The 13,646-nt window shown below is 53.6% G+C and carries 9 protein-coding genes; 1 reads left to right on the forward strand and 8 read right to left on the reverse strand.

The features are described 5' to 3' along the window. Positions 1-2: 2 nt before the first annotated feature. The 4 genes from rsmA to lptD are packed head-to-tail and all read right to left on the reverse strand — an operon-like array spanning position 3 to position 5,506. Positions 3-824 (reverse strand): 16S rRNA (adenine(1518)-N(6)/adenine(1519)-N(6))-dimethyltransferase RsmA, encoded by an 822-nt coding sequence (rsmA, locus tag D9738_RS04120; protein WP_130204875.1) that lies wholly within the window; start codon positions 822-824, stop codon positions 3-5. After that, positions 821-1,810, reverse strand: a complete 990-nt coding sequence (gene pdxA, locus D9738_RS04125; protein WP_130259619.1) for a 4-hydroxythreonine-4-phosphate dehydrogenase PdxA — start codon at positions 1,808-1,810, stop codon at positions 821-823. The genes rsmA and pdxA overlap by 4 nt, the downstream gene beginning before the upstream one ends. Beyond that, positions 1,810-3,096 carry a peptidylprolyl isomerase SurA gene (gene surA, locus D9738_RS04130; RefSeq protein WP_105289210.1) on the reverse strand — a complete coding sequence of 429 codons (1,287 nt, stop codon included), beginning with the start codon at positions 3,094-3,096 and terminating at the stop codon, positions 1,810-1,812. Before surA ends, pdxA begins: the two co-directional genes overlap by 1 nt. A 52-nt stretch (positions 3,097-3,148) precedes the next feature. Then, positions 3,149-5,506, reverse strand: coding sequence for an LPS assembly protein LptD (gene lptD, locus D9738_RS04135; RefSeq protein ID WP_130204879.1), 2,358 nt, complete (start codon positions 5,504-5,506; stop codon positions 3,149-3,151). A 254-nt stretch (positions 5,507-5,760) separates the two neighbouring features. Between lptD and djlA the strand changes: the two genes are divergently transcribed. Further along, positions 5,761-6,576: a co-chaperone DjlA gene (gene djlA / locus D9738_RS04140; protein ID WP_130204881.1), complete on the forward strand. Its 816-nt coding sequence runs from the start codon at positions 5,761-5,763 to the stop codon at positions 6,574-6,576. Positions 6,577-6,693: 117 nt separating this feature from the next. Here the strand turns inward: djlA and rluA are convergent, their stop codons facing one another. From rluA to araD, 4 genes are all read right to left on the reverse strand, one after another. Then, entirely contained in the window at positions 6,694-7,353 is a 660-nt protein-coding gene (gene rluA / locus D9738_RS04145) for a bifunctional tRNA pseudouridine(32) synthase/23S rRNA pseudouridine(746) synthase RluA (RefSeq protein WP_130259620.1), read from the reverse strand. A gap of 11 nt (positions 7,354-7,364) precedes the next feature. After that, complete coding sequence (rapA, locus tag D9738_RS04150; protein ID WP_001117011.1) at positions 7,365-10,271, reverse strand: RNA polymerase-associated protein RapA; 2,907 nt, start codon at positions 10,269-10,271, stop codon at positions 7,365-7,367. A gap of 163 nt (positions 10,272-10,434) precedes the next feature. After that, positions 10,435-12,786, reverse strand: coding sequence for a DNA polymerase II (polB, locus tag D9738_RS04155; protein WP_130259621.1), 2,352 nt, complete (start codon positions 12,784-12,786; stop codon positions 10,435-10,437). Between the two features lie 74 nt (positions 12,787-12,860). Next, positions 12,861-13,556 carry an L-ribulose-5-phosphate 4-epimerase gene (araD, locus tag D9738_RS04160; protein ID WP_130204885.1) on the reverse strand — a complete coding sequence of 232 codons (696 nt, stop codon included), beginning with the start codon at positions 13,554-13,556 and terminating at the stop codon, positions 12,861-12,863. Between the last annotated feature and the right edge of the window lie 90 nt (positions 13,557-13,646).

A 13,646-nucleotide genomic window follows, 5' to 3' on the forward strand; every position in this document is an offset into this window, starting at 1 on the left:
CGTTAACTCTCCTGCAAAGGCGCATTCTCCGCCAGATAGTTCGCCATCTGGCAATATTGCGCGACAGAGATATTTTCCGCTCGCATCGCTGGGTCGATCCCCATTCCCGTTAACACATCGGCGCTAAACAAGTTGCCGAGGCTATTACGAATGGTTTTACGACGCTGGTTAAAGGCTTCAGTGGTGATACGACTCAGCACGCGAATATCTTTAACCGGATAAGGCATCGTCGTGTGCGGAACCAGACGTACGACGGCGGAATCCACTTTGGGTGGTGGTGTAAAGGCTGATGGCGGCACTTCCAGCACCGGGATCACGTTGCAATAGTATTGCGCCATGACGCTTAATCGACCATACGCCTTGCTGTTCGGTCCTGCAACCAGACGATTCACCACCTCTTTTTGCAACATAAAGTGCATGTCGGCAATGGCATCAGTATAGCTAAACAGATGGAACATTAACGGCGTGGAAATGTTATACGGCAGGTTGCCGAAAACACGCAGCGGCTGGCCCATTTTCTCTGCCAGTTCACCGAAGTTGAAGGTCATCGCATCCTGCTGATAAATCGTCAGTTTCGGGCCTAAGAACGGATGCGTTTGCAGGCGCGCTGCCAGATCACGGTCAAGTTCGATGACTGTCAGCTGGTCCAGTCGTTCGCCAACCGGTTCGGTTAAAGCTGCCAGACCGGGGCCGATTTCGACCATTGCCTGGCCCTTTTGCGGGTTAATGGCAGAAACAATACTGTCGATCACGAACTGATCGTTGAGAAAGTTTTGCCCGAAGCGTTTACGGGCTAAATGGCCCTGGTGGACTCGATTATTCATTGGGTATTAACAATCATTTTGATGGCGAGATTAAGCGCCGTAATAAAACTGCCGACATCGGCTTTGCCACGTCCCGCCAGTTCAAGCGCGGTGCCGTGGTCCACTGATGTGCGAATAAAGGGCAGGCCCAGCGTAATGTTCACACCGCGCCCGAAGCCCTGGTATTTTAGCACGGGAAGACCCTGATCGTGGTACATCGCCAGCACGGCGTCGGCGTTGTCGAGATATTTCGGCTGAAACAGGGTATCGGCAGGCAACGGCCCGTTGAGTTTCATCCCCTGTGCCCGCAGTTCGTCGAGAACGGGAATGATGGTGTCTATCTCTTCCGTGCCCATATGACCGCCTTCGCCCGCGTGCGGATTCAGGCCACAGACCAGAATGTGCGGTTCGGCAATACCAAATTTGGTTCGTAAATCGTGATGCAAAATAGCAATCACTTCGTGCAGAAGCGCAGGGGTGATGGCGTCAGCAATATCGCGCAGCGGTAAATGCGTTGTTGCCAGCGCCACGCGAAGTTCTTCGGTTGCCAGCATCATCACCACTTTTTTCGCCTGCGAACGCTCTTCGAAAAACTCGGTATGACCGCTAAACGGAATGCCTGCGTCGTTGATAACGCCTTTATGCACCGGACCTGTGATCAGCGCGGCAAATTCGCCGTTAAGGCAACCGTCGCACGCGCGTGCCAGCGTCTCCACCACATAATGCCCATTCTCAACTGCTAATTGTCCCGCTGTGGCAGGTACACGTAGTGCAATGGGAAGTAGCGTCAGCGTTCCCGCAGTTTGCGGTTGCGCAGGGGAGTTGGGGGAATAAGGGCGGAGGTTAAGCGGCAAACCGAGCATCGCTGCCCGGTCGGTAAGGAGAGTGGCATCGGCACAAACAACCAGTTCTACCGGCCACTCTCGTTGTGCAAGCTGGACAACTAAGTCCGGGCCAATCCCGGCGGGTTCGCCGGGAGTGATCACAACACGTTGGGGTTTAACCATTAGTTGCTCAAAATTTTCACATAAGCGCTGGCGCGTTGTTCCTGCATCCAGCTTGCTGCTTCTTCCGAGAACTTACGGTTCATCAGCATGCGGTATGCACGATCTTTTTGCGCCGCATCGGTTTTATCGACGTTACGGGTGTCCAGCAGTTCGATTAAATGCCAGCCGAATGAAGAGTGAACCGGTGCACTCATTTGACCTTTATTCATGCGGGTCAACGCATCACGGAAGGCTGGATCGAAAATATCTGGCGTAGCCCAACCGAGATCGCCGCCCTGATTTGCAGAGCCAGGATCCTGAGAGAACTCTTTTGCTGCGGCAGCAAATGTGGTTTTACCGCTCTTGATATCCGCAGCAATTTGTTCCAGTTTCACGCGGGCCTGTTCGTCAGTCATGATAGGCGACGGTTTCAGCAGAATATGGCGAGCATGAACTTCGGTCACCGAGATATTTTTGCTTTCGCCGCGCAGGTCGTTAACTTTCAGAATGTGGAAGCCAACGCCGGAACGAATAGGGCCAACAATGTCGCCTTTCTTCGCGGTGCTTAATGCCTGGGCGAAGATCCCCGGCAGCTCCTGAATGCGACCCCAGCCCATTTGGCCGCCGTTCAGCGCTTGCTGATCGGCAGAGTGAGCGATAGCCAGTTTGCCGAAGTCTGCACCGTTACGTGCCTGATCGACAATGGCACGCGCCTGAGTTTCCGCCTCATTCACTTGTTCAGAAGACGGGTTTTCCGGCAGTGGGATCAGGATGTGGCTTAAGTTCAGTTCAGTGCTGGCATCATTTTGATTACCGACTTGCTGCGCCAGAGCTTCAACTTCCTGTGGCAGGATAGTGATGCGACGACGCACTTCGTTGTTGCGCACTTCCGAGATAATCATCTCTTTGCGGATCTGATTACGATAGGTGTTGTAGTTCAAACCATCGTAAGCCAGACGGCTGCGCATCTGATCCAGCGTCATGTTGTTCTGTTTGGCAATGTTGGCAATCGCCTGATCAAGCTGCTCATCGGAGATTTTAACCCCCATTTTCTGCCCCATCTGCAGGAGGATTTGATCCATGATCAAACGTTCCATGATTTGGTGGCGCAGCGTAGCGTCATCAGGAAGTTGCTGCCTTGCCTGGGCAGCGTTCATTTTTACCGACTGCATTAATCCATCAACGTCGCTTTCCAGCACGACGCCGTTATTGACGACGGCTGCGACTTTATCGACTACCTGGGGGGCAGCGAAACTGGTATTCGCAATCATGGCGATACCGAGAAGCAGCGTTTTCCAGTTCTTCATACTTTTTCCATTTCAATTAACCGCACTGCGGATTACGTGGTAAATCAACAAATCACAAAGAGTTTTGATACGGCAGAATGTTCGAACGCAGCATCTCTTGCGTACCCAGACCGTAGTTGGAACTCAGGCCGCGAAGTTCGATGTTAAAGCCGATTGCGTTGTCATATATCGCATGTTGTTTATCGTTATCCCAACCGTTCAGCTTACGCTCATAACCGACGCGGATCGCATAGCAGCAGGAGCTGTATTGCACACCTAACATTGAGTCGGCTTGCTTGTTCGCGTTGGTGTCGTAGTAGTACGCCCCGACAATCGACCAACGATCGGCGATTGGCCAGCTAGCGACTGCACCCACCTGCGAAATGCCATTCTTATACTGCTCGGCAGTGGAATAGTATTTAGGCAGCGTAGCCTGAATATATTCCGGGCTGGCGTAGCGGTAGTTCAGCTGTACCAGACGGTCTTCATCCCGACGGTATTCAATGCTGGTGTTGCTGGTGGCTACGTTATCCAGACGAGTATCGTACTGAATGCCGCCACGCAATCCCCAGCGTTCGGAGATGCGCCAGTAGGTATCGCCTGCCCATACCAGTGAGCCCGTTTTGTCGTCATTCTCCCATGTTATGTTGTCATCGCCGGTGCGAGACTCCGTGAAATAGTAGATTTGACCAACGGAAATATTAAAACGTTCAACGGCTGCATCATCATATACGCGAGTTGTGATACCGGTCGTGACCTGGTTCGCGGAAGCAATACGGTCAAGACCGCCATAAGTCCGGTCCCGGAACAGGCCCGAGTAGTCGGATTGCAGCAATGAGGAGTCATAGTTATAGATGTCGCTCTGATCGCGATACGGCACATACAGGTATTGTGCGCGCGGCTCCAGCGTCTGGGTGTAACCCGGCGCCAGCATTTCCATATCACGTTCGAAGACCATTTTGCCGTCAACTTTAAATTGCGGCATTACGCGGTTAACAGAATCTGCCAACTTATTGTTTTGTGGGTTGCTGTTATACCAGTCGAGATTGGTCTGCTGATAATGGGTAGCCAGCAGCTTCGCTTCGGTATTGATACTGCCCCAGGTGTTAGATAACGGCAGGTTGATCGTCGGCTCCAGATGAACGCGAGTAGCCTCCGGCATATTGCTGTTTGTATTAACAAAATGCACTGCCTGACCATAAATACGGGTATCAAACGGGCCGAGATCGTTATGGTAGTAGTTGACGTCTAACTGTGGTTCAGCGGCATAGCTGTTGCCACTGGTATCATCAAAAACCTGGAATTGTTTCGTCGAAAGCGTGGCGTCAAAGTTCTGCACCGCATAGCCCACGCTGAATTTTTGCGTGGCGTAACCATCGGTACTGGAACCATATTTATTATCAAAATCATTGAAATAGGTCGGGTCGCTGACTTTGGTGTAGTCGATGTTAAAGCGCCAAACTTGGTCCATCACTCCGGAGTGTTGCCAGTAGAACAACCAACGGCGTGAATTGCTATCTTCTGGATGTTCATCTTCATAGACTTTATCCGAAGGCAGATAGTCGAGTTCCATCAAGCCTGCGCCAGCCTGGGTGAGATAACGGAATTCGTTTTCCCACATAATGTTGCCACGACGATGCATATAATGCGGCGTGATGGTGGCATCCATATTTGGCGCGATGTTCCAGTAATACGGCAGGTAGAACTCAAAGTAGTTGGTGGTGGTGTACTTGGCGTTCGGGATCAAGAAACCAGAACGGCGTTTGTCACCCACCGGCAACTGTAAATAGGGGCTGTAAAAGATCGGAACCGGACCCACTTTAAAACGGGCGTTCCAGATCTCCGCGACTTGTTCTTCGCGGTCATGAATAATTTCGCTACCCACCACGCTCCAGGTATCAGAACCCGGCAGACAGGAGGTAAAAGTACCGTTATCCAGGATGGTGTAGCGGTTTTCGCCACGCTGTTTCATCAGGTCTGCTTTACCGCGCCCCTGACGCCCCACCATCTGATAATCACCTTCCCAGACGTTGGTGTCTTTGGTGTTCAGATTCGTCCAGCCTTTTGGCCCTTTGAGGATCACCTGGTTATCGTCGTAATGGACATTACCGAGCGCATCGACGGTACGTATCGGCTCCGGTTGTCCTGGCGCCTCTTTTTGATGAAGCTGTACTTCATCGGCCTGCAGACGGCTGTTACCCTGCATGATATCCACGCTGCCGCTAAACACGGCGTCATCGGGGTAGTTCCCCTTTGCATGGTCAGCATTAATCGTCACGGGTAGGTCATTGGTATCGCCCTGTACCAGAGGACGGTCATAGCTTGGCACGCCCAACATGCACTGTGAGGCGAGGTCGGCTGCCAGTCCCTGTTGACTATAAAGGGCGGTGGCAATCATGGTGGCCAGGAGAGTGGGGATACGTTTTTTCATACGTTGATTTTATTGTTCCATCATCGGTAACGTTGCGCGTGACAAACGGTCAGAGACTAACGTACTCGTCATCTCTACGCTAGTGTTAATCCTGTCCGTATAGCGTCTGTGGTGTTAGGCACGGCATTGAATGACAGGTATGATAATGCAAATTATAGGCGATGTCCCACAATTGACCGCAGCCGGAAAACGGTAAAAGCACCTTTATATTGTGGGAGATAGCGCTGGTTTCCGTAAGTCCATTTGGGGAATATATGCAGTATTGGGGAAAAATCATTGGCGTGGCCGTGGCCTTATTGATGGGCGGCGGCTTTTGGGGCGTAGTGTTAGGCCTGTTAATTGGCCATATGTTTGATAAAGCCCGTAGCCGCAAGATGGCGTGGTTCGCCAACCAGCGCGAGCGTCAGGCGCTGTTTTTTGCCACCACTTTTGAAGTGATGGGGCATTTAACCAAATCCAAAGGTCGCGTTACCGAGGCTGATATTCATATCGCCAGCCAGCTGATGGAGCGAATGAATCTGCATGGTGCTTCCCGTACTGCGGCGCAAAATGCGTTCCGGGTGGGAAAATCAGACAATTACCCACTGCGCGAAAAGATGCGTCAGTTCCGCAGTGTCTGCTTTGGTCGTTTTGACTTAATTCGTATGTTTCTGGAGATCCAGATTCAGGCGGCGTTTGCTGATGGTTCGCTGCATCCAAATGAGCGAGCGGTGCTGTATGTCATTGCTGAAGAATTAGGGATCTCCCGCGCCCAGTTTGATCAGTTTCTGCGCATGATGCAGGGCGGTGCACAGTTTGGCGGCGGTTATCAGCAGCAGTCCGGCGGTGGTAACTGGCAGCAAGCGCAGCGTGGCCCGACGCTGGAAGATGCCTGTAATGTGCTGGGCGTGAAGCCAACGGATGAGGCGACCACCATTAAACGCGCCTACCGTAAGCTGATGAGTGAACACCATCCAGATAAGCTGGTGGCGAAAGGTTTGCCGCCTGAGATGATGGAGATGGCGAAGCAGAAAGCACAGGAAATTCAGCAGGCGTATGAGCTGATTAAGCAGCAGAAAGGATTTAAATAAGTTTCAAAGTGTAGGCCTGATAAGACGCGGCCCGCGTCGCATCAGGCAATCGGCGCAAAATTGCCGGATGTGGCGTGAGCGCCTTCTCCGGCCTACCGAACTTCGCCAGCGTGACGATTAAAAATCCGCTGGCGCTTTAAACGTCATACTATTGCCATATGCCGGATGGGTAATCGTCAACATCTCTGCATGTAGCAACAAACGCGGTGCCATTGCTCTCGTTTCTGGTGAAGCATAAAAACGATCGCCGAGAATCGGATGACCCAGCGCCAGCATATGCACACGCAATTGATGTGAACGCCCGGTAATCGGCTTTAACACCACTCTTGCCGTGTTATCCGCCGCATACTCCACCACTTCATACTCCGTCTGCGCAGGTTTACCCGTTTCGTAACAGACTTTCTGTTTCGGGCGGTTTGGCCAGTCGCAAATCAGCGGCAGATCCACCAGACCTTCTGCGGGGGATGGATGCCCCCAGACGCGGGCCACATACTGCTTTTTCGGCTCGCGCTCGCGGAACTGGCGTTTTAATTCCCGCTCCGCGGCTTTGGTCAGCGCCACTACAATCACCCCGCTGGTAGCCATATCCAGACGATGCACCGATTCTGCCTGCGGATAATCACGCTGAATGCGCGTCATCACGCTGTCTTTGTGCTCTTCCAGACGACCCGGTACAGACAACAAACCGCTCGGCTTGTTGACCACCATAATGTGGTCATCCTGATACAGGATAACCAGCCAGGGTTCCTGCGGTGGATTGTAGTTTTCCATCCCCATTTTCGGCTCCGTTACTGATGCGTCACAACGATCAAACGCAGGGCATCCAGACGCCAGCCTGCCTGATCCAGGCTTTCCATTACCTGCTGACGGTTGCTTTCAATGGCGGTCAGTTCGTCGTCACGAATGTTCGGGTTCACCGCACGCAGCGCTTCCAGACGAGACAGCTCGGCAGACAGTTTTTCGTCGGCTTCGTTACGCGCCGCATCAATCAATGCACGGGCAGATTTCTCGATCTGCGCTTCACCCAGCTGAAGGATAGCGTGAACATCCTGCTGCACGGCGTTAACCAGTTTGCTGCCGGTGTGACGGTTAACCGCGTTAAGCTGACGGTTAAAGGTTTCAAACTCAACCTGCGCTGCCAGGTTGTTGCCGTTTTTATCCAGCAGCATACGTACCGGTGTCGGCGGCAGGAAGCGGTTAAGCTGCAACTGCTTCGGCGCCTGGGCTTCAACCACGTAAATCAGCTCTACCAACAGTGTACCTACCGGCAATGCTTTGTTTTTCAACAGTGAAATCGTGCTGCTACCAGTATCGCCAGAGAGGATCAGATCCAGACCGTTGCGGATCAGCGGATGCTCCCAGGTAATAAACTGCGCATCTTCACGCGCCAGCGCCACTTCACGATCAAAGGTGATGGTGATGCCATCTTCCGACAGACCAGGGAAGTCCGGCACCAGCATATGATCGGACGGCGTCAGCACGATCATGTTGTCGCCGCGATCGTCCTGATTGATACCGATGATATCGAACAGGTTCATGGCGAAGGCGATCAGGTTAGTATCGTCATCCTGCTCTTCAATGCTTTCTGCCAGTGCCTGGGCTTTTTCGCCACCGTTGGAATGGATTTCCAGCAGGCGGTCACGACCCTGTTCCAGCTGTGCTTTCAGCGCTTCATGCTGCTCGCGGCAGTTTTTGATCAGATCGTCAAAGCCTTCGGTTTGATCCGGTGAAGCCAGATAGTTAATCAGATCGTTGTATACGCTATCGTAAATAGTGCGTCCGGTCGGGCAGGTGTGCTCGAACGCATCCAGACCTTCGTGATACCAGCGCACCAGCACTGACTGAGCGGTTTTTTCCAGATAAGGCACATGGATCTGAATATCGTGCGCCTGGCCGATACGATCCAGACGACCAATACGCTGCTCCAGCAGATCTGGGTTGAACGGCAGATCGAACATTACCATGTGGCTGGCGAACTGGAAGTTACGCCCTTCAGAACCGATTTCCGAGCACAGCAGTACCTGCGCGCCGGTGTCTTCTTCGGCAAACCAGGCGGCAGCGCGGTCACGTTCGATAATCGACATGCCTTCGTGGAACACCGCGGCGCGAATACCTTCACGTTCGCGCAGTACCTGCTCCAGTTGCAGCGCAGTGGCCGCTTTGGCGCAGATCACCAGCACTTTCTGAGAGCGATGGCTGGTCAGGTAGCCCATCAGCCACTCAACGCGCGGATCGAAGTTCCACCAGGTGGCGTTATCACCTTCAAATTCCTGATAAATACGCTCCGGGTAGAGCATATCGCGAGCGCGATCTTCTGCACTTTTACGTGCGCCCATAATGCCGGAGACTTTAATAGCCGTCTGATACTGCGTCGGCAGCGGCAGCTTAATAGTGTGCAGCTCGCGTTTCGGGAAGCCTTTCACACCGTTACGCGTGTTACGGAACAGCACGCGGCTGGTGCCGTGGCGATCCATCAGCATCGAAACCAGTTCCTGACGGGCGCTCTGTGCATCTTCGCTGTCGCTGTTTGCCGCTTGCAACAGCGGCTCGATATCCTGCTCGCCGATCATCTCGCCAAGCATGTTCAGTTCGTCATTGCTCAGTTTGTTACCTGCCAGCAGCATGGCAACGGCGTCTGCAACCGGACGATAATTTTTCTGCTCTTCAACGAACTGCGCGAAATCGTGGAAACGGTTCGGGTCCAGCAGACGCAGACGGGCGAAGTGGCTTTCCATTCCCAGCTGTTCCGGGGTTGCGGTCAGCAGCAGAACGCCCGGCACGTGCTCTGCCAGTTGTTCAATAGCCTGATATTCGCGGCTCGGCGCGTCTTCGCTCCACACCAGGTGATGCGCTTCATCGACCACCAGCAGGTCCCATTCGGCTTCACAGAGGTGTTCCAGACGCTGTTTGCTACGACGGGCAAAATCCAGCGAGCAAATCACCAGCTGTTCGGTGTCGAACGGGTTGTAAGCATCGTGCTGAGCTTCGGCATAACGCTCATCATCAAATAGCGCAAAGCGCAGGTTGAAACGGCGCAGCATTTCCACCAGCCACTGATGCTGTAAAGTTTCCGGTACGATAATCAGCACACGTTCAGCAGCGCCAGAGAGCAACTGCTGATGCAGGATCATCCCGGCTTCAATGGTTTTCCCTAAACCCACTTCGTCAGCCAGCAGAACGCGCGGCGCGTGGCGGCGACCAACATCATGAGCGATGTTGAGCTGGTGCGGGATCAGACTGGTACGCTGACCGCGCAGGCCGCTGTACGGCATACGGAACTGTTCGCTGGAATACTTACGCGCGCGATAACGCAGCGCAAAGCGGTCCATACGGTCAATCTGCCCGGCAAACAGACGGTCCTGCGGTTTGCTGAACACCAGTTTGCTATCAAGGAAAACTTCACGCAGGGCCACGCCGGACTCTTCAGTATCCAGGCGAGTACCGATATAGGTCAGCAAGCCATTTTCTTCTTTTACTTCTTCGACTTGCATCTGCCAGCCGTCATGGCTGGTAATGGTATCACCAGGGTTGAACATCACGCGGGTCACGGGGGAATCACTGCGTGCGTACAGACGGTTTTCACCAGTAGATGGGAAAAGTAATGTGACAGTTCGCGCATCCACCGCGACAACGGTTCCAAGTCCTAATTCGCTTTCTGTATCGCTGATCCAGCGTTGACCAAGTGTAAAAGGCATATGTGTTTGGCTCTATATCTTTAATTGCAGGCAATAACTACCCGCTACCAGGCTAATGTGGTAGTGGTGTTATTCAGGTCCAGGAATGGAAAGGGCGCTATGGTACTGGATGGCAAGGCATTCGTCACGCATCAAAATGGTATCTGACGAACTCTTTTTTTGCTCAAAATAGCCCAAGTTGCCCGGTCATAAGTGTAGCAAAATTATCCTCAATAAAGGGGAGTATTCCTTCCGCCACAGGTTGAAGCTGGCGGGTCAGATAGTGTTCGTAATCCAGCGGCGAACGTCGATAGTCCAGCGGCTCCGGGCCGTTGGTGGTCCATACGTACTTAATGGTGCCACGGTTCTGGTATTGCAAGGGGCGACCGCGTTTTTGGTTTTCTTCATCGGCAAGGCGTGCAGCGCGTACATGTGGCGGTACATTACGCTGATATTCGCTCAGCGGACGGCGAAGCCGTTTACGGTAAACCAGTTGCGCATCCAGTTCGCCCGCCATCAGTTTGTCGATAGTTTCACGCACGTACTCCTGATATGGCTCGTTGCGAAAGATGCGCAAGTACAGTTCCTGCTGAAACTGCTGGGCCAGCGGCGTCCAGTCAGTACGCACGGTTTCCAGCCCTTTAAATACCATCCGCTGTTTGTCGCCCTCCTGAATCAGCCCGGCGTAGCGTTTTTTACTGCCGGTATCGGCTCCACGAATGGTCGGCATCAGAAAACGGCAGTAATGGGTTTCATACTCCAGTTCCAGCGCGCTGGTCAGCCGTTGTTTTTGCAGCGTTTCCGCCCACCAGGCGTTAACGTGCTGCACCAGTGCGCGACCGATTTTCGCCGCCTCTTCTTCCGAATGTGCGCCTTTCAGCCAAACAAACGTTGAGTCGGTATCGCCGTAGATCACGTCGTAGCCCTGCGCTTCAATCAATGCTTTGGTTTGCCGCATGATCTGATGACCACGCATGGTGATCGACGACGCCAGGCGCGGATCGAAGAAGCGGCAGGCAGTGGTGCCAAGCACGCCATAAAAGGCATTCATAATGATCTTCAGCGCCTGCGACAGCGGCTTGTTGCCCTGACGTTTGGCTTCATCGCGCCCGTGCCAGATGTTAGTCACAATCTCCGGCAGGCAATGTTTTTCCCGCGAGAACCAGGCATCGAGAAAACCTTCGGTGCTGTGCTCTGGATCAGGCTGCGCCATGCCTTCTACCAGCCCGACGGGATCAATCAGAAAGGTGCGGATGATCGACGGGTACAGGCTTTTGTAGTCCAGTACCAGCACCGAATCATAAAGCCCTGGCCGCGAATCCATCACGTAGCCACCAGGGCTGGCGTGCGGCGGCACTTCGCCGAGATTAGGCGCGACATAACCCGCGCGGTGCATACGGGGAAAATAGAGATGACCAAACGCCGCCACCGATCCCCCGTGCCGATCTACCGGCAGGCCGTTCACCGTTGCTCGTTCGAGCAAAAACGGCATGATTTCTGTTTTATGGAAAATCTGCGTCACCAGTTCGCAATCTTTCAGGTTATAAGTCGCCAGCGCGGGTTTATCTTCGGCGAAACGGCGGTCAATTTCGTCCATTCGATCCCACGGGTTATCGATAGATTTTCCTTCGCCTAATAGCTCCTGAGCGACAGTTTCCAGCGAGAATGAAGAGAAATTCCAGAACGCGGATTTCAGCGCCTCGATACCGTCGATAATTAGCCGACCTTTGGCCTGGGCGAAAAAGACGCCGTCTTTAAAGCCGTGCTCGCGCCACTCCAGCTCGCTGTTATCGCGCCCCAGACGCAGCGGAATACGGTAACGCTCGGCATGTTTTTGCAGCATTCGCAGATCGAACTGCACCACGTTCCAGCCGATGAGCACATCGGGAGCGTGATTTGCAAACCAGGCGTTAAGTTTTTCCAGCAGCTGCGGGCGGCTGGCGACGTATTCCAGTTCGAAATCGAGCGCGGAGGCATCGCCATTCTCTGGCCCCAGCATATAAACGATGCGCTGCCCGCAACCTTCCAGGCCGATGCAGTACAGCTCACCGTGGCGAGTGGTTTCAATATCAATAGAAACCCACTTGAGTGGCGGACGATAGTCGGGATTCGGTTTCAGACGGGCATTAACGATAGCGCCATTGCGCATATCTCCCTCAACCCACACCGGAGCGGTGATGAAGCGCTCCATCAGATAGCGTTCTGGCGGGCGCACATCGGCCTCGTAGACGGTAACGCCACCTTCACGCAGGCGCTTTTCGTAACTCATCAACTGGCGATGGGCGCGACAGTAAAGGCCATACACCGGCTGACGGTGAAAATCCTTTAACGCCAGCGGTGTCAGGCGAAAGCCTTGCTCACCCTGCAAAATATGCTGAGCGCGGGGAACCTGATCGGCGGGAATAAACGCCACGGACTCTTGCGGCGCAAGCGTAACGTGCAACGGCCCGTTGTCCGTTGCCAGCCAGAAAGAAACTTCGGTCCCTTGAGGGGTATCCCGCCAGTGTCGGGTTAAGATAAAACCTGCCTGCGCCACGCTGAAAATCCAATAAAAAACCAGGCTTGAGTATAGCCTGGTTTCGTTTGACTGGCTGTGGTTTTATACAGTCGTTACTGCCCGTAATACGCCTTTGCACCATGCTTACGCAGATAGTGTTTATCCAGCAAGGTTTGCTGCATATCAGGGAGCTGCGGGGCCAGCTGGCGGCAGAAAATCCCCATATAAGCGACCTCTTCCAGCACGATAGCGTTATGCACCGCATCTTCGGCGTTTTTACCCCACGCAAACGGACCGTGAGAATGGACCAGAACGCCGGGCATTTGCGCCGCATCGATACCCTGTTTTTCAAAGGTTTCGACGATGACGTTACCGGTTTCCCACTCATATTCGCCGTTGATTTCTGCGTCGGTCATTTTGCGGGTGCAGGGAATGGGACCGTAGAAATAGTCGGCGTGGGTGGTACCGGTTGCCGGAATTGACTGGCCCGCCTGCGCCCAGATGGTGGCGTGGCGCGAGTGCGTGTGCACAATGCCGCCAATGGACGGGAATGCCTGATAGAGCAGTCGGTGAGTTGGCGTGTCGGAGGAGGGCTTTTTCGTACCTTCAACCACTTCACCGGTTTCGATGCTGACCACGACCATATCGTCGGCGGTCATGATGTTGTAATCGACGCCGGAAGGTTTGATCACAAAGACGCCGCGCTCGCGATCAACGGCGCTGACGTTGCCCCAGGTCAGAGTGACCAGGTTGTGTTTTGGGAGCGCCAGGTTGGCTTCTAAAACCTGACGCTTGAGATCTTCTAACATGTTGACTCCTTCGTGCCGGATGCGCTTTGCTTATCCGACCTACAAAATCGCAGCGCGTAGGCCTGATAAGACGCGCCAGCGTCGCATCAG

Origin of the sequence: Escherichia sp. E10V5, from assembly GCF_004212315.1 — a bacterium.
GTDB lineage: Bacteria > Pseudomonadota > Gammaproteobacteria > Enterobacterales > Enterobacteriaceae > Escherichia.